Source organism: Streptomyces sp. NPDC055962 (genome assembly GCF_042270185.1).
Classification (GTDB): Bacteria; Actinomycetota; Actinomycetes; order Streptomycetales; family Streptomycetaceae; genus Streptomyces.
On the sequence record NZ_JBHJYN010000001.1, the window covers coordinates 787,132 to 807,189 of the forward strand.

Annotated in this window: 18 protein-coding genes; 9 read left to right on the plus strand and 9 right to left on the minus strand. The window is 71.3% G+C overall.

Annotated features, from left to right (window positions below):
- Nucleotides 1-186 precede the first annotated feature (186 nt).
- Nucleotides 187-2,418 (minus strand): transglycosylase domain-containing protein, encoded by a 2,232-nt coding sequence (locus tag ACFC51_RS03475; protein ID WP_376375933.1) that lies wholly within the window; start codon nt 2,416-2,418, stop codon nt 187-189.
- 221 nt (nt 2,419-2,639) lie between these two features.
- Here ACFC51_RS03475 and ACFC51_RS03480 point away from each other — a divergent pair, with 221 nt between their 5' ends.
- From ACFC51_RS03480 to ACFC51_RS03500, 5 genes are all read left to right on the plus strand, one after another.
- On the plus strand, nt 2,640-3,611 hold the full coding sequence (locus ACFC51_RS03480; RefSeq protein ID WP_376375935.1) for an SPFH domain-containing protein: 972 nt from the start codon (nt 2,640-2,642) through the stop codon (nt 3,609-3,611).
- On the plus strand, nt 3,608-3,895 hold the full coding sequence (locus tag ACFC51_RS03485) for a hypothetical protein (RefSeq protein ID WP_376526825.1): 288 nt from the start codon (nt 3,608-3,610) through the stop codon (nt 3,893-3,895). The genes ACFC51_RS03480 and ACFC51_RS03485 overlap by 4 nt, the downstream gene beginning before the upstream one ends.
- 111 nt (nt 3,896-4,006) lie before the next feature.
- Entirely contained in the window at nt 4,007-4,531 is a 525-nt protein-coding gene (locus ACFC51_RS03490; RefSeq protein ID WP_376375939.1) for a PadR family transcriptional regulator, read from the plus strand.
- On the plus strand, nt 4,528-5,214 hold the full coding sequence (locus tag ACFC51_RS03495; protein ID WP_376375941.1) for an ABC transporter ATP-binding protein: 687 nt from the start codon (nt 4,528-4,530) through the stop codon (nt 5,212-5,214). The genes ACFC51_RS03490 and ACFC51_RS03495 overlap by 4 nt, the downstream gene beginning before the upstream one ends.
- Nucleotides 5,211-7,547, plus strand: a complete 2,337-nt coding sequence (locus ACFC51_RS03500) for an ABC transporter permease (protein WP_376526828.1) — start codon at nt 5,211-5,213, stop codon at nt 7,545-7,547. Before ACFC51_RS03495 ends, ACFC51_RS03500 begins: the two co-directional genes overlap by 4 nt.
- 33 nt (nt 7,548-7,580) lie before the next feature.
- Here the strand turns inward: ACFC51_RS03500 and ACFC51_RS03505 are convergent, their stop codons facing one another.
- Nucleotides 7,581-8,519 carry a LysR substrate-binding domain-containing protein gene (locus ACFC51_RS03505; RefSeq protein ID WP_376375945.1) on the minus strand — a complete coding sequence of 313 codons (939 nt, stop codon included), beginning with the start codon at nt 8,517-8,519 and terminating at the stop codon, nt 7,581-7,583.
- Nucleotides 8,520-8,672: 153 nt separating this feature from the next.
- Here ACFC51_RS03505 and ACFC51_RS03510 point away from each other — a divergent pair, with 153 nt between their 5' ends.
- Both ACFC51_RS03510 and ACFC51_RS03515 read left to right on the plus strand, forming a co-directional pair.
- Nucleotides 8,673-9,227, plus strand: coding sequence for a peroxiredoxin (locus ACFC51_RS03510; RefSeq protein ID WP_014154322.1), 555 nt, complete (start codon nt 8,673-8,675; stop codon nt 9,225-9,227).
- Nucleotides 9,228-9,238: 11 nt separating this feature from the next.
- Nucleotides 9,239-9,775 carry an alkyl hydroperoxide reductase gene (locus ACFC51_RS03515; protein WP_329232388.1) on the plus strand — a complete coding sequence of 179 codons (537 nt, stop codon included), beginning with the start codon at nt 9,239-9,241 and terminating at the stop codon, nt 9,773-9,775.
- A gap of 77 nt (nt 9,776-9,852) precedes the next feature.
- On the opposite strand, the gene ACFC51_RS03520 is transcribed toward ACFC51_RS03515, so the two are convergent.
- From ACFC51_RS03520 to ACFC51_RS03535, 4 genes are all read right to left on the minus strand, one after another.
- Entirely contained in the window at nt 9,853-11,292 is a 1,440-nt protein-coding gene (locus ACFC51_RS03520) for an AI-2E family transporter (RefSeq protein WP_376375947.1), read from the minus strand.
- Nucleotides 11,293-11,423: 131 nt separating this feature from the next.
- Nucleotides 11,424-12,131, minus strand: coding sequence for a lytic transglycosylase domain-containing protein (locus ACFC51_RS03525; RefSeq protein ID WP_376375949.1), 708 nt, complete (start codon nt 12,129-12,131; stop codon nt 11,424-11,426).
- Nucleotides 12,132-12,519: 388 nt separating this feature from the next.
- Entirely contained in the window at nt 12,520-13,842 is a 1,323-nt protein-coding gene (locus ACFC51_RS03530) for a PhoH family protein (protein WP_376375951.1), read from the minus strand.
- Nucleotides 13,843-14,166: 324 nt separating this feature from the next.
- The gene (locus tag ACFC51_RS03535) at nt 14,167-14,928 is read right to left on the minus strand and encodes an isoprenyl transferase (protein ID WP_376376018.1); all 762 of its coding nucleotides are present in this window, start codon (nt 14,926-14,928) and stop codon (nt 14,167-14,169) included.
- Between the two features lie 200 nt (nt 14,929-15,128).
- On the opposite strand from ACFC51_RS03535, the gene mgrA reads away from it, so the two are divergent.
- Nucleotides 15,129-16,166, plus strand: coding sequence for an L-glyceraldehyde 3-phosphate reductase (gene mgrA / locus ACFC51_RS03540; protein WP_376375953.1), 1,038 nt, complete (start codon nt 15,129-15,131; stop codon nt 16,164-16,166).
- 310 nt (nt 16,167-16,476) lie between these two features.
- On the plus strand, nt 16,477-17,655 hold the full coding sequence (locus ACFC51_RS03545; RefSeq protein WP_376526831.1) for a winged helix DNA-binding domain-containing protein: 1,179 nt from the start codon (nt 16,477-16,479) through the stop codon (nt 17,653-17,655).
- Nucleotides 17,656-17,746: 91 nt separating this feature from the next.
- Here the strand turns inward: ACFC51_RS03545 and ACFC51_RS03550 are convergent, their stop codons facing one another.
- The 3 genes from ACFC51_RS03550 to ACFC51_RS03560 all read right to left on the minus strand — a co-directional run bounded on the left by ACFC51_RS03550 (nt 17,747) and on the right by ACFC51_RS03560 (nt 19,984).
- On the minus strand, nt 17,747-18,202 hold the full coding sequence (locus ACFC51_RS03550; protein ID WP_376375957.1) for a hypothetical protein: 456 nt from the start codon (nt 18,200-18,202) through the stop codon (nt 17,747-17,749).
- A gap of 103 nt (nt 18,203-18,305) precedes the next feature.
- Nucleotides 18,306-19,124 carry a class I SAM-dependent methyltransferase gene (locus tag ACFC51_RS03555; RefSeq protein ID WP_376375959.1) on the minus strand — a complete coding sequence of 273 codons (819 nt, stop codon included), beginning with the start codon at nt 19,122-19,124 and terminating at the stop codon, nt 18,306-18,308.
- Nucleotides 19,125-19,195: 71 nt separating this feature from the next.
- The gene (locus ACFC51_RS03560; protein WP_376375961.1) at nt 19,196-19,984 is read right to left on the minus strand and encodes a prepilin peptidase; all 789 of its coding nucleotides are present in this window, start codon (nt 19,982-19,984) and stop codon (nt 19,196-19,198) included.
- Nucleotides 19,985-20,058 lie beyond the last annotated feature (74 nt).

Sequence of the window (20,058 nt, forward strand, 5' to 3'; positions counted from 1 at the left end):
TCCCCGGTGCCGTACTCCTCGTCTCCGGCGGTGCTGGACGGCGTGGGCAAGCCGGTGCCGGAGCGTGCGCCGCAGTACGGGCGCACCGTGGACGAGGGCATCGGCGACCGCGTCGCCGACAACGGCGGCCGACGCCGGACACGTGGGAGGGGCGGGTGCCGGCCGGCACCCGCCCCTCGTACGTCGTCACTGCCCGAGCAGACCCTCGGCGCCCGGCCGCTCGCCCGGCGGCTGGTCCCCGTCGTCGGGGTCCTTGGTCTCGCCCGGTGTGCCGCTCGGCGTCTGGGACGGCGTCTCGCTCGGCGTCTCCACCGGCGGCGACTCCTCGCCGGGCGTCTCGCTCGGCGACTCGGAGGGCTCCTCCGGCTCTTCGGACGGCGTCTCGGAGGGCTTCTCCGTCTCGGACGGGGTGGCCGAGGGGGTCTCGGTCACGGGTGTCTCGCCCCGCTCGACGCCCTCCAGGTCGAAGGTGGCGTCCGAGCCGCCCCCGAGCGCGCCCAGGGTGTAGTCGGCCCAGATCTTCGCGGGGAATCCGCCGCCGTTGGCCCGGCCGGAGTTGGCCGTGCCGGTGAGGCTGACCTGGCCGCCGCCCTCCTTGGTGGACTCGCCGAACAGGGCCACGGCGGTCGAGAGCTCGGGGGTGTAGCCGGTGAACCAGGCCGCCTTGTTGTTCTCCGACGTGCCCGTCTTGCCCGCGGCGTCGTAGGCGGAGGTGTCGGCCTCGTGGCCGGAGCCGATGTCGACGACCTCGGTCAGCGCCTTCGTCACGGTGTCGGCGGACGCCCTGCTGATCACCTGGCCGCCCACGCCGTCGACCGGCTCCATGGTGCGGTCACGGTTGGCGGCGGACTTCACGATGGTCGGGGTGACCTTCTTGCCGTGGTTGTCGAGGGTGGCGTAGACCCCGGCCATGTCCCACGTGGAGGCGTTCATGGTGCCCAGGGTCATCGCGGGCGTCTCGGGGAAGTTCTTGTCCGGCACGCCCAGGGCGAGCGCCGTCTTCTTCACGGCGCTCGGGTCGGCGTCGACGACCATCTGCGCGAAGACGGAGTTGATCGACTTGTCCATCGCCCGCTGGACGGTCGGGCTGTCGTAGCTGATGTCGTCCTCGTTCTGCGGGGCGAAGGGGACGCTGCTGCCGACCACGGGGCGCTTGCTGGTGCCGTCGTAGACCGTGTTCAGGCCGATCAGATCGCCGTCCTGGGTCTTCGACCCGTTCTCCAGCGCGGAGGCGAGCACCAGCGGCTTGAAGGTGGAGGCCGGCTGGTAGTCCTGGCGGGTGGCGTTGTTGTACCAGTGCTCGGTGGCGCCGACACCGCCGTACAGCGCGACGACCTTCCCGGTCTTCGGGTCCACCGAGGTGGCGCCGGCCTGCACGGTGGCGTCGATCTTGTTCGTGTCCCGGTCGAGCTGGTTCTCCAGCTGCCGGCCGACCGACTTCTCGAGCTGCTTCTGCCGCTTCCGGTCGATGTTGAGGGTGACCGTCCAGCCGCCGGCGTCGAGCATCTCGTCGGTGATGCCCTGCCGCTTCATCTCGTCGTTCGCGGCCTCGACGAGGTAGCCGGTCTGGCCCTCCATGCCGGGGGCCGCCTTGGGCGCCTTCGGGACCGGGAACTTCATCGTGTCCCGCTCGGCCCGGTCGAGCCAGCCCTCGTCGACCATGTTGTTCAGCGTGTAGGCCCAGCGCTCCTTGACCAGCTTCTTGCCGGTCGGAGTGGCGTAGGCCCAGTCGTACTGGCTGGGAGCCTGGAGGAGCGAGGCCAGGTAGGCGCCCTGGGAGGTGCTGAGATCCTTGGCGTCGATGCCGTAGTAGGCCTGGGCCGCCGCCTGGATGCCGCTCGCGCCGCGCCCGTAGTACACCGTGTTCAGGTACCCGGCGAGGATGTCGTCCTTCTTCATCCGCTGGTCGACCTTGAGCGAGATCACCAGCTCCTTGAGCTTGCGGCTGACCGTCTGGTCCTGGGTGAGGTAGTAGTTCTTCACGTACTGCTGCGTGATCGTGGAACCACCCTGCTTGCCCTTGCCGGAGAGCGTGTTGAGCAGGCCGCGCGCGGTGCCCTTCAGGTCGACGCCCTGGTCCCGGTAGAAGGACTTGTTCTCGGCGGCGACGAAGGCGTGCTGGACGCTCTTCGGGACGACGGCGAGGTCGACTATCTCCCGGTTGACCTCGGAGTTGCTGCGGGCCAGGAGTGTGCCGTCGCTGTACTTGTAGACGTTGCTCTGCTTCTCGGCCTGGGCGTTGGCCTCGGGCACGTCGACGTAGACGTAGAGCACCGCGAAGGCGCCCATCACCAGCAGGCAGAGCCCGAAGAAGGTGCCCAGGACCTTGCGCCAGGTGAAGAGCCGGCGTATTCGCCCGCCCTCGGCGGCCTGGCGCGCTCCCCGCCCCTGGGCTCGTCGCTCATCCGCTCGACCCATCGCTGTGGTGCTCCTGTCTTCTGCTCGTACCGCTCCGGTCAGACCTGCCAGCTAACACCGAAAGCCTGGACAAAAGGCAGGCGATCCGGTCTTTTCCGGACGTGAGAATCAGCACCCGGTCCTGAAGGAACCGACTCGCGAGGGATGCACAAGGTTGCGAAACGCGTTAATGTGAAATCACATTGATAGCGCGGCGCCATGCCGCAGAGAACGGGGGACCCATGTCCGCACCGCACGACCTTCCCGGCACCACAGGCCCCGGCGCCGACCTGACTCCGGACGCACCCGAGATGCCCGCCCCGCAGGTCAGGGAGATGACCGCCCACTCCATCCCCGGCGGCCTGGGGCTCCTGCTGACCGTTCTCGGGGTGTTCCTCGGGGTGGCGCTCTGCATCGTCGGAGGCGTCCTCGGCTCCAACGGGCACAACGGCGCCGGTATCCCGCTCTTCGTCCTCGGACTGCTCCTGGCCGTCGCCTCCTTCTTCTGCATGAGCGGTGTGAAGATGGTCGCTCCGGGCGAGGCCCGGGTCATCCAGCTGTTCGGCCGTTACGTCGGGACGATCCGTGCGGACGGCCTGCGCTGGATCAACCCCCTGACCTCCAGCCGCAAGATCTCCACCCGCGTCCGCAACCACGAGACGGCCGTCCTGAAGGTCAACGACGCCTACGGCAACCCGATCGAGCTGGCCGCGATCGTCGTCTGGAAGGTCGAGGACACGGCGCAGGCGCTCTTCGAGGTCGACGACTTCCTGGAGTTCGTCGCCACCCAGACGGAGGCGGCCGTGCGCCACATCGCCATCGAGTACCCGTACGACGCCCACGAGGAGGGCGGCCTGTCGCTGCGGGGCAACGCCGAGGAGATCACCGAGAAGCTCGCGGTGGAGCTCACCGCACGGGTGCAGGCGGCCGGCGTGCGCATCATCGAGTCCCGCTTCAGCCATCTCGCCTACGCTCCCGAGATCGCCTCGGCGATGCTCCAGCGGCAGCAGGCGGGGGCGGTCGTCGCGGCCCGTCAGCAGATCGTGGAGGGCGCGGTGGGCATGGTCGAGATGGCGCTGACCCGGATCGCGGAGCAGGACATCGTCGAGCTCGACTCCGAGCGCAAGGCGGCCATGGTCAGCAACCTGATGGTGGTCCTGTGCGGCGACCGTGCGGCGCAGCCGGTCCTGAACACGGGCACGCTCTACCAGTGACCGACGACGCCGCCCCGCCTCCGGACCGGGCGCCCCGGCGCGGCTCCGCCCGCAAGCAGATGCTGCTGCGGCTGGACCCCGCGGTGCACGACGCACTGGCCCGGTGGGCATCGGACGAACTGCGCAGCGCGAACGCGCAGATCGAGTTCCTGCTGCGGCGGGCGCTGGCCGAGGCGGGCCGGCTGCCGGGCGGCGCGGGCCCGATCCCCCGCCGGGGCAGGCCGCCGAAGGCTCCGGCGCCCGGGCCGGTCGAGCTGGAGGAGCCGGACGGCACCGCGGACTGAGCCCCACGCCCACGCCCCCACCGGGCCCCGGACGCCGGGGTCACCACCGTCGTCCAGGACCTGGTGGGGGCATATACATGCGAGGTATACACACCATGTAGAGTGCGGCTCATGTCAATCGGTCACACCCTCCTCGGACTCCTGGAGTCCGGCCCGCGTCACGGCTACGACCTCAAGCGCGCCTTCGACGAGAAGTTCGGTCACGATCGCCCCCTGCACTACGGGCAGGTCTACGCGACCATGTCCCGCCTCCTGAAGAACGGGCTCGTCGAGGTCGACGGGGTCGAGACGGACGGCGGACCCGAGCGCAAGCGGTACGCGATCACCGACGCCGGCATCACCGATGTCGCCGCCTGGCTCGCGCAGCCCGAGAAGCCCGAGCCGTACCTCCAGTCGACCCTCTACACGAAGGTCGTCCTCGCGCTGCTCACCGGCCGCGACGCCGCCGACCTGCTGGACGCCCAGCGCTCCGAGCACCTGCGCCTGATGCGCATCCTCACCGACCGCAAGCGCAAGGGCGACCTCGCCGACCAGCTGATCTGCGACCACGCACTCTTCCACCTGGAAGCCGACCTCCGCTGGCTGGAACTGACCGCCGCACGGCTCGGCCGGCTCGCCGAGGTGATCGCCCCGTGACCCCCGCCGGCTCCCTCCTCACGGCCCACGGCCTGCACAAGGCCTACGGCCCGACGCCCGCCCTCGACGGTGCCTCCTTCTCCGTGCACCCCGGCGAGGTCGTCGCCGTCATGGGGCCCTCCGGGTCCGGCAAGTCGACCCTGCTGCACTGTCTCGCCGGGATCGTCACACCCGACTCCGGCACCGTCACCTACGCCGGACGCGAGCTGTCCACGATGTCCGACGCCGAGCGCAGCGCCCTGCGCCGCGGCGACTTCGGCTTCGTCTTCCAGTTCGGCCAGCTCGTCCCCGAGCTGACCTGCGTGGAGAACGTCGCCCTGCCACTGCGGCTCGCCGGTGTCCGGCGCAAGGCGGCCGAGGGCACCGCACGCGAGTGGATGGCCCGCCTCGAGGTCGAGGACCTGGCCGCCCAGCGCCCCGGCGAGGTCTCCGGCGGACAGGGCCAGCGCGTCGCCGTCGCCCGTGCCCTGGTCGCCTCCCCCAAGGTGGTCTTCGCGGACGAGCCGACCGGCGCGCTCGACTCGCTGAACGGAGAGCGGGTCATGGAACTCCTCACGGAGTCCGCCCGGACGGCCGGCACTGCCGTCGTGCTCGTGACGCACGAGGCGCGTGTGGCCGCGTACTCGGACCGCGAGGTCGTCGTCCGCGACGGCCGCTGCCGTGATCTGGAGTACGCCGTATGACCTGGCTGCGCGATCTCGGCCTCGGCATACGCTTCGCCGTTTCGGGCGGCCGCGAGGGCTGGGCGCGGACCGCGCTCACCGCCGTCGGGGTGGGCCTCGGCGTGGCGCTCCTGCTGATCGCCTCCTCCGTCCCCCACCTCCTGGCGGAACGCGCCCACCGCGACCTCGCACGCCAGGAGAGCGCCGCCTCCTACGAGGACAAGGCCGCGAGGTCCGACACCACCGTGCTGCGGATCAGCGCGGAGACCGAGTACAGGGGCCAGGTGGTCGGCGGCTTCCTCATGCGTCCGGAGGGCGCGCACCCGGTGACCCCGCCCGGGCTCGAGGCGCTCCCCGGCCCCGGCGAGATGGTGGCCTCCCCCGCCCTGAAGGAGCTGCTGGCCTCGCCCGAGGGCAGCCTCCTGCGGGAGCGCCTCCCGTACCCGGTCACCGCGACGATCGGCGACGCGGGCCTGCTCTCCCCGGGGGAGCTGTACTTCTACGTCGGCAGCGACACCCTGACCCCGGCCGCCGGCGGCCATCGGGTCGACGGTTACGGGGACCGCGTCAAGGACGAGCCGCTCCCGCCCGCCCTCGTCGTCCTGGTCGTGATGGTCTGCGTCGTGCTGCTGGCACCCGTCGCCATCTTCATCGCGACAGCCGTACGGTTCGGGGGCGACCGCCGCGACCGCCGGCTCGCCGCCCTCCGCCTCGTCGGTACGGACATCCGGTCGACCCGCAGGATCGCGGCGGGCGAAGCCCTGTTCGGCTCACTGCTCGGTCTGCTCGCGGGCGTGGCCTTCTTCCTGCTGGGCCGCAGGCTCAGCGGCCACGTCGAGGTGTGGAACTACAGCGTCTTCCCCTCCGATCTGACGCCCGCACCGTGGATGGCAGCACTGGTCGCCGTCGCGGTGCCGCTGTGCGCCGTACTGGTCACCCTGGTCGCCATGCGCGCGGTGGTCGTCGAACCGCTGGGGGTCGTACGCGGCACGGGCCGCCGCCGGCGCCGCCTGTGGTGGCGTCTGCTGGTGCCGGCGCTGGGGCTGGCCGTCCTGGGTGTGACCGGCAGAGTGGGTGAGGGCGACTTCGTCGACCCGTACCCCATCGCCGCCGGCGCCGTCCTCGTCCTCGTCGGGCTCGCCCTGCTGCTGCCCTGGCTGGTCGAGGCGTGCGTACGCCCGCTGCGCCGGGGCCCGGTGTCCTGGCAGCTCGCCGTCCGCCGGCTCCAGGTGGACAGCGGCACGGCCTCCCGCGCGGTCAGCGGGATCGCCGTCGCCGTGGCGGGGGCCGTGGCCCTGCAGATGCTGTTCGCCGCCATGGGCGACGAGTTCACGCACCTCACGGGGCAGGACCCGTCACGCGCCCAGTTCCACACCTTCTCCGAGAAGGTCAGCGGCGACGCCGCCACCCGGACCATCGAGGAGTTCCGGTCCACGAAGGGCGTCGAGGCCGTCATCGGCACGGTCGAGACGTACGTGACGAAGCCCGGGACGTACAAGGAGGACCAGGTCACCCCGACGACCTCCCTCAGCATCGGCGACTGCCCGACGCTCAAGGAGCTGGCCGAGATCGGTTCCTGCGCGGACGGCGACGTCTTCGTCGTCCACCCCAGGGGTGACAAGGAGATGAGCGACTGGGTGGACCAGACGGCGCGCAAGGGCAAGGAGGTCGAGCTCGACTCCGGTGCCGAGCTGCCGCCGGGGGGCAAGAGGCAGCTCTGGACCCTGCCGGCGGACGCCCGGACCGTCACCGCCGCGCGCGACCCGCTCGGGGAGGAGCACTGGGGCATCATGGCGACGGTCGGAGCCGTCGACCCGCGCACCCTGCCGGACGCCCAGACCATCGCGCAGATCAAGGTCGACGACGACGTCGAGGACGTCGCCGAGCACGTGCGGAACACCGCCGCCAGGATCGACCCGGGCATGCGGGTCGCCGCCCTGACGTCGATGACGCGCGACCGCCAGTACGCCAGTGTGCAGACGGGGCTGCGGTTCGGCGCGCTGGTGACACTGCTGCTGATCGCCGCGTCGATGCTGGTCTCCCAGCTGGAGCAGCTCCGTGAGCGCAGGCGGCTGCTGTCGGTCCTGGTCGCCTTCGGCACCAGGCGCGTCACGCTCGGCTGGTCGGTGCTCTGGCAGACGGCCGTCCCCGTGGTGATCAGTCTCCTGGTCGCGGTGGCGGGCGGCGTCGCGCTCGGCGCGGTCATGACCTGGATGCTGGCCAAGACGGTGACGCGGTGGTGGGTGTTCCTGCCGCTGGCGGGCGGAGGCGGGGCGCTCGTCGTGGCCGTGACCCTGCTCTCGCTGCCCCTGCTGTGGCGCATGATGCGCCCGGACGGGCTGCGCACGGAGTGACGGCGGGAGGGGTGGGCCCGGCCGCCGTGCGGCTCACCCCTCCGCGTACACCCGCACCGGCAGCGCTCCCAGCGCGCCGCGCAGCGCGGTCGCCAGTTCCTCGAACTCCTCGTGCCGCGCCGAACCCGTCCGCACCGCCAGCGCGACCCGCCGCGAGGGCGCCGGGTCGGTGAAGTACCCGGTGGACAGCGCCTCGTTGCGCCCGGTCTCCACCGTCACCGCCGTACGGGGCAGCAGCGTCACCCCGAGGCCGCCCGCGACGAGCTGCACCAGGGTGGAGAGCCCCGCCGCGGTCGTCGTCACCGGCGCCCCCTGGGTGCGGCCCGCCTCCCGGCAGATGTCCAGGGCCTGGTCGCGCAGGCAGTGCCCCTCGTCGAGCAGCAGCAGCGGCAGGTCGCGCAGCGTCTCGCGCGGCAGTCCGGCCGTCCCGGCGAGACGGTGCTCCTTCTCCATGACCAGTACGAAGTCCTCGTCGAACAGCGGCAGTTCCGTGACGCCGGGCACCCCGAGCGGCACGGCGAGCAGCAGCAGGTCCAGCCGGCCCGAGGCGAGGCCGTCCAGCAGGGAGGAGGTCTGCTCCTCGTGGACCTGGAGGTCCAGGTCCGGATAGTGCTCATGGACGAGCCTGAGGACGGCCGGCAGCAGATACGGCGCGACCGTCGGGATCACGCCGAGCCTGAGCACTCCGGTGAACGGGGCGCGCACCGCCTCGGCCTCCTCCATCAGCTCGCCCAGCGCCTCCAGCACCGCACGGCTCCGCACCGCGAGGCGCTCCCCCGCGGGCGAGAGCAGCACCTTGCGCGTCGTACGCTCGATGAGCTGGACACCCAGTGCCACCTCCAGCGCGGACACGGCTCCGGAGAGTGCCGGCTGACTCATCCCGATTGCTGCCGCTGCATCCCGGAAGTGCAGATGTTCCGCCACGGCCGCGAAGGCGCGCAGCTGCGAGAGGCTGGGCTGCTTGCCCCTCATAGCCTGATTTACATACGCCACTGATAGGCACCTCCGATCATCCCGACCGAGTGTAGCTATTTCCGTGATCAATGCACTCTGTGCCAAAGTGGGACTCGTCCAACCCCCAGGAACGCCCTCAAAAGGGGATTTCCTACGCAGCAAGGAGTGCGCGTGCTCACTGTCGGTGACAAGTTCCCCGAGTTCGACCTGACCGCTTGCGTGTCGCTGGAGAGCGGCAAGGAGTTCGAGCAGATCAACCACAAGACCTACGAGGGCCAGTGGAAGATCGTCTTCGCGTGGCCGAAGGACTTCACCTTCGTGTGCCCCACCGAGATCGCCGCCTTCGGCAAGCTGAACGACGAGTTCGCCGACCGTGACGCGCAGGTCCTCGGCTTCTCCGGCGACTCCGAGTTCGTGCACCACGCCTGGCGCAAGGACCACCCGGACCTGACCGACCTGCCCTTCCCGATGCTGGCCGACTCGAAGCACGAGCTCATGCGTGACCTCGGCATCGAGGGCGAGGACGGCTTCGCCCAGCGCGCCGTCTTCATCGTCGACCAGAACAACGAGATCCAGTTCACGATGGTGACCGCCGGCTCCGTGGGCCGTAACCCCAAGGAGGTCCTGCGGGTCCTCGACGCCCTGCAGACCGACGAGCTGTGCCCCTGCAACTGGACCAAGGGCGAGAACACCCTCGACCCGGTCGCGCTCCTCTCGGGCGAGTGAGCTGATACGACATGGCACTCGATGAACTGAAGTCCGCCATACCGGACTTCGCCAAGGACCTGAAGCTGAACCTCGGTTCGGTCATCGGCAACAGCGAGCTCCCCCAGCAGCAGCTGTGGGGCACCGTCCTGGCCTGCGCGATCGCCTCGCGCTCGCCGAAGGTGCTGCGCGAGCTGGAGCCCGAGGCCAAGGCCAACCTCTCCGCCGAGGCGTACACCGCGGCGAAGTCGGCCGCGGCGATCATGGCGATGAACAACGTCTTCTACCGCACGCGGCACCTGCTGTCGGACCCCGAGTACGGGAACCTCCGTGCGGGCCTGCGGATGAACGTCATCGGCAAGCCGGGCGTGGAGAAGGTCGACTTCGAGCTGTGGTCGCTCGCCGTCTCCGCGATCAACGGCTGCGGCCAGTGCCTGGACTCCCACGAGCAGGTGCTGCGCAAGGCAGGCGTCGACCGTGAGACGATCCAGGAAGCCGTCAAGATCGCTTCGGTGATCCAGGCGGTCGGCGTGACCCTCGAAGCCGAGGCCGTGCTCGCCGAGCAGTGACCCGCAGTACCTTTGTACGAGAAGGGCCCCGTCGACGACCGACCGTCGACGGGGCCCTTCTTCCGTTCCCGCCCCCGCTACCTCTTCCGCTCGTCCGGCAGACCGGGCCCGTCGGAGCCGCCGTCCTCGTCCGTGGGGGCGGGAGCGGGGCCGTCCGCGGCCCCCGCCGTGGTCCCCGCCGTTGTCCCCGCCGCGGGGACGGGCGGCTCCGTCGGAGCGAAGGAGAGCGCGGTGGCCCCGTGGGGACCGGGCCCGTGCAGCGCGGCCGCGTCGGGTGTGAACGAACGCAGATAGCCGACCACCGTGTTGGTCACCGCGACCAGGGGCACGGCGACGACCGCACCGCCGATGCCGGCGACCATGCCGCCCGCCGCGACCGAGAGCACCACGGCCAGCGGGTGGACGCGCACGGCACGGCCCAGGATGAAGGGCTGCAGGATGTGGCCCTCGATCTGCTGCACCGCGAGCACCACGATCAGCACCATCAGGGCGGTGAACACGCCCTGGGTGACGAGCGCGACGACCACCGCGAGGGCGCCGGAGACCACGGCGCCGACCAGCGGGATGAAGGCGAAGAGGAAGATGAAGACCGCGAGCGGGACCGCCATCGGCACGTCGAGGAAGTAGATCCCGAGCCCGATGAAGATCGCGTCGATCAGGGCCACGATCACCGTGCCCCGGACGTAGGCGGTCAGGGTGCGCCAGGCGCGCGGTCCGGCGCCCGCGACACCCGGCCGGGCCTGCGAGGGCACCAGCTTGAGCACCCACTGCCAGATGCGCTTGCCGTCGTAGAGCAGGAAGAGCGTCGAGAACATCGCCAGCAGCAGCCCGGTGAGGAACTCCACCATCACGGTGACGCCCTGGAGCCCGGCCGAGGTGATCTCCTCGGTGTTGGTGCCGATCGTGTCGCTGAGGTTCTTCGCGATGTCGTTGATCTGCGACTCGGTGACGTGGAAGGGGCTGTCCAGGAGCCAGCGCTTCAGCTCGTCGATCCCGTCCCGCACCCGGTCGGACAGCGTGTCCAGGTTGTCCATCACCTGCCAGACGACGAACCAGCCGACCAGACCCATGACGACGAAGCCGAGCACCGCGGTCACCGCGGTCGCCAGACCGCGCGGCAGCCCGACCCGCCTCAGCCGTACGACGGTCGGCTGGAGCATCGCGGTCACCAGCAGCGCCGCGACGAACGCGAGGACGACCAGCTGCACGGCGCTGATGATCCGCATCAGCACCCAGAGCGTGCCCGCCAGCACCAGCAGCCGCCAGCCGGCCTCCGCCGCGACGCGCATCCCCCAGGGGATCGCCGCCACGGGTTCGGGCTTGGCGGCGACGGAGGGGGCGTACGCGGGCGGCCGCGGCACCTGCTCGGCGGCGACGGTGGAGAGAGTGGACGAGGAACCACTGGTGGCGTCGGCCTCGGCACGACGCTCGTCCTCGGCGCGGCGTTCCTCCAGGCGCGCCCCGATCTCGGTGAGTTCTGCGCCCAGCCGGCCGAGCCAACCCGGAAGTTTCGACATGGTTTTCCCTTTTCCCCCGTCCGCCCCTTGCACGCCCCCCGGAGCTGTCCGGATCGACCGTACACGCGAGATGCCCCGCACCGTAGGACGGTGCGGGGCATCTCGGAGTCGAGCGCGTGACCTCGCGGGGTCTAGTACCAGTGGTTGGCCTGCCAGAACGACCAGGCCGCACACGGACTGCCGTAGCGGTCGCTGTTCATGTAGCTGAGGCCCCACTTGATCTGGGTGGCCGGGTTGGTCTGCCAGTCCGCGCCCGCGGACGCCATCTTGGAGCCCGGCAGGGCCTGCATGATGCCGTAGGCCCCGGAGGACGGGTTGGACGCCTGGTAGTTCCAGCCCGACTCGCGGTCCACGATGTTGCTGAAGCACTGGAACTGGTCGGCCGGCATCATCTGACGGGCCATGGCCTGGACCTCGGCGACGCTGTAGGAGCCCTTCGCCGAGAAGGACGAGGCGTCGCGGACGGAGGACCGGCTCGCGCGCTCGGCCTCCTTCTCCTTGGCCTCGCGCTCCGCCTCCAGCTTGTCCTCGGCCGCCTGCTTCTTCGACTTGGCGTCCTTGGCGGCCTGGATGCGGGCCGTCTCCTCGGCGGACTTCTTGGCCGCCGCGTCGGCCGCGGACGCCTGGGCGTCGGCCTGCTGCGTCAGCGAAGCGGTCTGCACCTGGGCCTGCTGGCCCGCGGGGATGTCTGCGAGCAGCGTGGTGTCGGCTGCGGCCGCCTCGAAGTTGTTGTCGTCGACAGCGGGAGTGCTGCCCGACGCAACGCCTACGACGGCGCCTACGGTGGTGACCGCGGTGGCAGATGCCACGGCGAACCCCCGGACCGAGATCCGGCTCACACGGTGTCCTTCCAGCGTCGCCCGCTTAGGTGACCTCGCGAGCGCAATCGTGCCCTTGACACTGGCCTCCCTACTGCTTGGGTCACGGGAGGCACGGGCCCGGTGGGCACTTCCCTGCGGAAGCGCCGCGTGGTACTCGCGGGCGGCATACGGACGGCTTCTGTTGAGTTGTGTGGTGCGTGGCACCTCTGGAGGTGCCCAAGTGCCGTATGCGGGGCCTGACGGAAGCAAGACTCTGCCGGAAGGACACGGTGCGTTGCAATTCTGTGTTGCGTGTGAAAGCTCACACCCCGTTTGGCGCACAACTTTTTCGGAAATGACGGCGCAGCACAATGCCGCCCGGCTAAGCTCCTTGGCTCGCCGGGCGGCATCTATGGGGTGTTCCTGGTCAGATGTGGCCGTCCTCCAGCATTTCGGTCACCAGCGCGGCGATCGGCGAGCGCTCGGAACGGGTGAGCGTGACGTGCGCGAAGAGCGGATGCCCCTTCAGTTTCTCGACCACGGCGACGACTCCGTCGTACCGGCCGACCCTGAGGTTGTCCCGCTGCGCCACGTCGTGGGTGAGCACCACCCTGGAATTCGCCCCGATCCGGGACAACACGGTCAGCAGGACGTTCCGCTCGAGGGACTGGGCCTCGTCCACGATGACGAACGCGTCGTGGAGCGACCGCCCGCGGATGTGGGTCAGCGGCAGGATCTCCAGCATCCCGCGTCCCAAGACCTCTTCGATGACCTCGCGCCCCGCGACCGCCGACAGCGTGTCGAAGACGGCCTGCGCCCAGGGGCTCATCTTCTCGGACTCGCTGCCGGGGAGATAGCCGAGCTCCTGCCCGCCGACCGCGTACAGCGGCCGGAAGACCATCACCTTCTTGTGCTGCCTGCGCTCCAGCACGGCGTCCAGACCCGCGCAGAGCGCCAGGGCGGACTTGCCGGTGCCCGCCCTGCCGCCCATCGACACGATGCCGATGTCCGGGTCGAGGAGCAGGTCGAGCGCGATGCGCTGCTCGGCGCTGCGGCCGTGGATCCCGAAGGCCTCCCGGTCGCCGCGTACGAGACGGACGTTGCCCTCGGCCGTGACCCTGCCCAGCGCCTTGCCGCGCTCCGACTGGAGGACCAGCCCGGTGTGCACCGGGAGGTCCGCGGCCTCGGGGACGTAGAGGCTCTCCTCGCTGAACAGCAGATCGACCTGTTCGGCCGCGAGGGAGAGCTCCGACATCCCGGTCCAGCCGGAGTCGGTGATCGCGAGTTCGGCGCGGTACTCCTCGGCGAGGAGGCCGACCGAGGACGCCTTGATCCGGAGCGGCAGGTCCTTGGAGACGACGGTGACGTCGTACCCCTCGGCCTGCAGATTGCGCGCGACCGCGAGGATCCGTGAGTCGTTGTCCCCCAACCGGTAGCCGGCGGGCAGGACGCCGGGGTCGGAATGGTTGAGTTCGACACGGAGCGACCCGCCCAGGTCACCGAGCGGGATCGGGGCGTCCAGCCGGCCGTACCGGACACGGAAGTCGTCCAGCAGGCGCAGGGCCTGCCTCGCGAAGTAGCCCAGCTCGGGGTGGTGCCTTTTGGCCTCCAGCTCCGTGACCACGACGATCGGCAGCACGACTTCGTGCTCGTCGAAGCGGGCCATGGCGTTGGGGTCGGCCAGCAGGACGCTGGTGTCGAGAACATAGGTGCGCCTGTCGGGCATGCGGCGCTTAGTGCTGGTCACCACGGAAGGACGTACCCCCTCGGACGAGGTCGGGGAGTGCGACGGGCGTCGCGGAACTTCCCGAAGGGAGAGGACGGACCGGGTTCGGACCCCGTGCGCGGGCCGAACGCCGGCCCTCCGCGTCGGCCGCACGGTGTGCGGTCCTTCGTGTGCAAAGGGCCTCCCGGGCGAGCGGGCTGGGTGCCGCTCACTTGGCTGCGACGTCCGCCTGGTTGCTGACCGGACGTCGACCTGAGAGCTGTATTCCCTCGAACACGCGAAGCCATGCCCCGGCCTGCGAGAAGGTGTGTCCCGCCGCCCCGCCCCGCCTCCCGTGACCGCGTGCCGTCAGGCCCCGTAGCGCCGGTGGCGTGCCGCGTAGTCACGCAGGGCACGCAGGAAGTCGACCTTGCGGAAGGCCGGCCAGAAGACCTCGCAGAAGTAGTACTCCGAATGGGCGCTCTGCCAGAGCATGAAGCCCGACAGCCGCTGCTCCCCGCTCGTACGGATCACCAGGTCCGGGTCGGGCTGTCCGCGGGTGTAGAGGTGCTCGGAGATGAGGTCCGTGGAGACGACCTCGGCCAGCTCCTCGAAGGTGGTGCCCTTGGAGGAGTGCTCCAGCAGCAGGGACCGCACGGCGTCCGCGATCTCCTGACGGCCGCCGTAGCCGACGGCGACGTTGACGATTATCCCGTCGATTCCCGCCGTGGCCTCCTCCGCCTCCTTGAGGACCGTCTGGGTCCGCGCGGGCAGCAGGTCGAGCGTGCCGACGTGGTGGACGCGCCACCGCCCGTCGGACGCCAGCTGGCGCACGGTGTTCTCGATGATGCCGAGCAGCGGGATGAGCTCCGCCTCGGGCCGGTCGAAGTTGTCCGTGGACAGCAGCCAGAGGGTGACGACCTCGACATCGGTCTCGCTGCACCAGCCGAGGAGCTCGGAGATCTTGTCCGCGCCCGCCTGGTGCCCCTGCACGGCCGAGCCGCCGGACGCCTTCGCCCAGCGCCGGTTCCCGTCGAGGATGACTCCGATGTGCTTGGGCACCTGGTCGTGATCCAGGCGGCCTCCCACCCGGCGTGCGTAGAGCCCGTACACCAGGTCGCGCAAGTTCACTGAGTTCACCCTCTCGGTTCCGTACGGGCCCTGGGCCCGCCCTCCCCCTCGCCGGGGGTCCGGGGCCGCCCCCCGGGGGATCGCCGCGCGGTCCGCGCTCTCGCGCCGCGGATCGGCATGTCCCGAAGCGGCCACATTACTGCGGACGGGTCACAGGGGCCCAACCCGGCCTGTCACAACTCCGTGATAAGGAGTGAAACGTGACTGATTCCCTCTCCTACCTCGCCGATACCGCACGCTACGACTCCATGGAGTACCGCCGCACCGGCCGCAGCGGGCTCAAGCTCCCCGCCGTCTCGCTCGGCCTCTGGCACAACTTCGGCGACGACCGCGCCCTGGGCTCCCAGCGGGCGATCCTGCGCCGCGCCTTCGATCTGGGGGTGACCCACTTCGACCTGGCCAACAACTACGGCCCGCCGCCCGGCTCCGCCGAGCTGAACTTCGGCAAGCTCTTCCGCCAGGACTTCGCTCCGTACCGGGACGAGCTCGTCATCTCCACCAAGGCCGGCTATCTGATGCACCCCGGCCCCTACGGCGAGTGGGGGTCCCGCAAGTACCTGCTCTCCTCGCTCGACGCGTCGCTGAAGCGCATGGGGCTCGACCACGTCGACATCTTCTACTCGCACCGTTTCGACCCGGCCACCCCGCTGGAGGAGACGATGGGGGCGCTCGCCTCCGCGGTGAGCCAGGGCAAGGCGCTGTACGCCGGTGTGTCCTCCTACAACGCGGCGCAGACCGCGGAGGCGGCCCGGATCCTGCGGGAGATGGGCGTGCCGGCGCTGATCCACCAGCCGTCCTACTCGATGGTCAACCGCTGGGTGGAGTCCGACGGCCTCCTCGACACCCTGGAGACGGCCGGCATGGGCTGCATCTCCTTCGCGCCGCTCGCCCAGGGGCTGCTCACCGGGAAGTACCTCGAGGGCATCCCCGAGGGTTCGCGCGCCAGCCAGGGCAAGTCCCTCGACCCGGGCCTGCTGTCCGAGGAGATGGTGCGCCGACTGCGCGGGCTGAACGGCATCGCCCGGGGCCGCGGCCAGTCGCTCGCCCAGCTGGCGCTCAACTGGGTCCTGAGGGACAGCCGCATGACCTCGGCCCTGATCGGCGCGTCGAGCGTGCGGCAGCTGGAGGAGAACGTGGCCGCGCTCGCCGCGCCGCCGCTGACCGCCGCCGAGCTGAAGGAGATCGACACCTTCGCCGTGGACACCGCGAGCACCAACATCTGGGCCAACCGGGGCTGACGCAGGGCCTTCGCGAGGGCGGACCGCCGTGCGCCGCCAGGGGTCACCACCGGCTCCGCACACGGCCCGCACACCCGGAACACACTCCGGGCACAAAAAACGGGCCGGTCCGTGGGGGGGGTTACGGACCGGCCCGAGGGGGGGGTTTCCACCATAACCCTTCGTAAGTGATGCTGCGTGCCACGCCACCGAATAATCACTCTCCGAATGCGGCGGACTGCGCTGCGGGACCCTCTGCGCACGCCTGCGCCCGGCCCGTCGGAACGCCTACAGGACCGTTCCTGTCCTGTAGGCGTCCTACATTCGGCCCATGACGACACGAGCGCGCAGCACGACGGTGACCTGGTCCCGGGCCAACGCCCGGCGCCTCGACCGGCAGTCCCTCTCCGACAGCCCCTCATCGGCCGGCCACGCGGCTCCGGGGGTCCCCGCAGCCGTCTCCGCGATGCTGGGGGCCCATGCCCAGGTGCTGTCCGCCGCCGAGCTCTCGGTCGGGCTCCGCGCGCCGGGGGTGACGCGCGCGGAGGTGCGCGCGGCGCTGTGGACGGACCGGACGCTCGTGAAGACCTTCGGGCCGCGCGGCACCGTGCACCTGCTGGCGGCCGATGACCTGCCGATGTGGACCGGGGCCCTGTCGGCCGTACCTGCGGGCAGCAGCCCGTTCACCAAGGACGCCCGGATGACACCGGACCAGGTCGAGGCGGTGGTGGCCGCGGTGGCCGGGGCGCTGACCGGGGCGGAGCTCACGATCGACGAGCTCTCCGACGAGGTGGTCGGCCGCACCGGCTCCTGGGCCGGCGACCTCGTGATGCCCGCCTTCCAGGGGATGTGGCCCCGCTGGCGCCAGGTGCTGCACCTGGCCGGCCACCGGGGCGCGCTGTGCTACGCGCCGAACCGGGGCCGGAAGGCGACGTACACCAACCCGGGGACCGTCCCGATGCCCGGTCCGGAGGCGTCGGCCGAGCTGGTGAAGCGGTATCTGCGGGCCTACGGTCCCGCCACACCCGTCCACTTCGCCCAGTGGCTGGCGGCGCCCCGCGGCTGGGCCGGGCAGCTCTTCGAGGACTTGGCGGGGGCCGGCGCGATCGAGGAGGTGACGCTGGAGGGCTGCGGGGGCGCCTGGGTGGTGGCGGGCGACACCCGCTTCCCGTCGGCGGCTCCGCGCGGTGTGCGCCTGCTCCCCTACTTCGACGCCTTCACCATCGCCTCCCGGCCCCGCGAGCGGCTCTTCCCCGGTGCCGCCCGCGAGCGGGCGCTGGCCGGCGGCCAGGCGGGCAACTTCCCGGTGCTGCTGGTGGACGGCACGGTCGCCGGGGTCTGGCACCAGCGGCGCTCCGGGAAGCGCATCGCGGTGACCGTGGAACCGCTGAGCCCGCTGGACGCCGGTCGCACACGGGCACTGGAGGCACAGGTGGAACAGCTGGGGCGGGTGCTGGAGGGGACCCCTGAGCTGACGGTGGGCGAGGTGACGGTGGGCGCGCACGCGTAGGGCACGTCCGGGCGGGGGCACGAAAGGGCACGTCCGGGCGGGGCTGTCGGGCGGGGCTCGGCGCGACACGGAAGGGCACGGCCGGGCGGGCTCAGCGGGGCACGAAGCGGATGGCCACCGTGTCGCCGCCGAGGACGACGAAGTCGCCGTTCTCGCACCGGAACACCGCCTCGCGCACCTCGCCGTGCCCGTCGCGGCGCTCCTGTGTGCCGGTGACGGTCCAGGCGCCGCCGTACGGGGGCGGGGGCAGCCGGCTCAGCTCCTCGAACTGCCACTGCCCGGCGGGCACGCACCAGTCGGGAAGGACGGGCCAGGCGCCGGAGGTGATGCTCAGGCTGCGGTCGGAGGCGCAGGTCAGAAGGACCGACTGGCCTCCCTCCAGCACGAATTCGACGGCTTCGGGCTCCCCGGCGCGGCCCTCGGGACGGTAGAACAGGCCCTGGACGGAGGCGATGCGCGCACCCGTGAGCCAGTCGGCCCTCCCGTGGCGCGGCCGGCCGGCACGCGCACCGATCTGCTCGCCCGGCAATTCCCTTCCCACCGACATGACCTGCTCCTTCGTTGTGCGCTCAACCACCAGGGTCGCACTACTCATGGGTAGGACGGAGGGGCAGGTACTGCCGTTGCGTCGACCGTGCGCGAAGACGCCCTCAGCGCACGCCTGTTGACGTCTCCGCCGGCTTGCGCGCCTCGATGAGGAAGCGGGCGCTGTGCGCGACGAACGGCCCCTCCTGCTCGATCCGGCGGTGCAGCGCGCGTAGTTGGGGCAGATAGGCGTCGACGGTGAATCCGGGCACCATCCAGATCACCTTGCGCAGGAAGTGGACGACGGCGCCGATGTCGAGGAACTCGACGCGGAGCCGCTCGGCGCGCAGATCCGTCACCTCCAGCCCGGCCGCCTCGGCGTCCTCCCGCGCACGCCGCGGGTCCCGGGCACCCCGCTCCTCGGGGGAGCGCGGGCCGAGGAAGTACTCGACGAGCTCGAACACGCTCTCCCGGCCGACCTGCTGGGAGAAGTACGTGCCCCCGGGGGCCAGGACGCGGGCGATCTCCGCCCACCAGGTCGTCACCGGATGCCGGCTGACGACCAGGTCGAAGGCGCCGTCCGCGAAGGGCAGCGGCGGCTCGTCGGAGTCCGCGACGACGACGGCGCCGCGCGGGTGGAGCAGGGCGGTGGCGCGGGCGACGTTCGGCGGCCACGACTCGGTGGCCACGGTGAGCGGCGGCAGCACGGGCGCGGAGGCGAGCACCTCCCCTCCCCCGGTCTGGATGTCGAGCGCGGCCCGCGCCCGCGCCAGCCGGCCAGCCATGGCGTGCGCGTATCCCCACGACGGACGTTCCTCGGTCGCCCGCCCCTCGAACCACGAGAAGTCCCAGCCGTCGACGGGAGCGGCGTCGGCCTCCGCGACGAGGGCGTCGAAGCGCGCGTCGGAAGCGGAGGGGACGGAGGGCGTCGGTGATCCGGTCATGGGCCAAGGGTGACAGCCCGCCGCGGACCGGCGCGACCGGATATTCCGCACGTCCGTGCGCCGGGTGGTGATCAAGCGGCGAGGCCCCCGAACAGCAGGCCGAGGAGCGCTCCCGCGATCATGAACGGGCCGAACGGGATACCCGTCCTGCGTCCGGCGCGCCGTGCCAGCACCAGTGCGGCCCCGTAGAGCGCGCCGAACAGGAACCCGGCGAAACCCCCCGCGAAGAGCACCCCCCAGCCGTACCAGCCGAGCCCCGTGCCGAGCGCGAGGGCGAGCTTCACGTCACCGAAGCCCATGCCGTTCGGGTTGATCAGGAAGAGAAGGAAGTAGAAACCGCCGAGCGCGGCTCCGCCGAGCAGGGCGGAGATCCAGGACCCACCGTGCTCGGGGAGCAGGGCCGCACCCCCCAGGAGCACGGCCGCGGCGCCGGCCAGGGGCAGCGTCAGCGTGTCGGGGAGGCGGTGCACGCGGCGGTCGATGACGGCGAGAAGGACCGCGACGGGGGCCAGCAGCAGCCAGACGACGGCCTCGGGCCGGGGGCCGGTGGCGGCGGCCAGGGCGGCGCAGGCGAGCACCGTGACCACCGGGGCGACGACGGCGGGCGCGTAGCGGTCCCGGGACGGCTGCGGGGGCTGCGGGGCAGCGCCTCCCGGGAGCGAGGGGACGGCCACGGCGCACGACGCGCATCTGGTCGAGCCGAGCCAGCCCCGGGCGGGCCCGGTGAGCGCGTGCCCGGCGGGGCACGCGTCCCGCCAGGGATCCTCCGGTTCGACGGAGAAGCGGTAGGCGGCCCGCGGGAGCAGCAGTCCGGCGGTCACGCCCCAGAGCACGGCGACCGCGAGCAGGGTGGCTTCCACGGATCCGACCCTAATCCGGCCCGTACGGCCGGGTCTTGGGCCCTGGGGCCCACTGCGGGCCGTTCCGGACCCAC

Excerpts from the sequence above, each read along its gene's own strand:
- ACFC51_RS03500 (WP_376526828.1), top strand. The coding sequence starts at position 5,211 with ATGACCTGGCTGCGCGATCTCGGCCTCGGCATACGCTTCGCCGTTTCG.
- ACFC51_RS03545 (WP_376526831.1), top strand. The coding sequence starts at position 16,477 with ATGACGACACGAGCGCGCAGCACGACGGTGACCTGGTCCCGGGCCAAC.
- ACFC51_RS03515 (WP_329232388.1), top strand. The coding sequence starts at position 9,239 with ATGGCACTCGATGAACTGAAGTCCGCCATACCGGACTTCGCCAAGGAC.
- ACFC51_RS03480 (WP_376375935.1), top strand. The coding sequence starts at position 2,640 with ATGTCCGCACCGCACGACCTTCCCGGCACCACAGGCCCCGGCGCCGAC.
- ACFC51_RS03520 (WP_376375947.1), bottom strand. The coding sequence starts at position 11,292 with ATGTCGAAACTTCCGGGTTGGCTCGGCCGGCTGGGCGCAGAACTCACC.
- ACFC51_RS03555 (WP_376375959.1), bottom strand. The coding sequence starts at position 19,124 with ATGACCGGATCACCGACGCCCTCCGTCCCCTCCGCTTCCGACGCGCGC.
- ACFC51_RS03490 (WP_376375939.1), top strand. The coding sequence starts at position 4,007 with ATGTCAATCGGTCACACCCTCCTCGGACTCCTGGAGTCCGGCCCGCGT.
- ACFC51_RS03475 (WP_376375933.1), bottom strand. The coding sequence starts at position 2,418 with ATGGGTCGAGCGGATGAGCGACGAGCCCAGGGGCGGGGAGCGCGCCAG.
- ACFC51_RS03505 (WP_376375945.1), bottom strand. The coding sequence starts at position 8,519 with ATGAGGGGCAAGCAGCCCAGCCTCTCGCAGCTGCGCGCCTTCGCGGCC.
- ACFC51_RS03550 (WP_376375957.1), bottom strand. The coding sequence starts at position 18,202 with ATGTCGGTGGGAAGGGAATTGCCGGGCGAGCAGATCGGTGCGCGTGCC.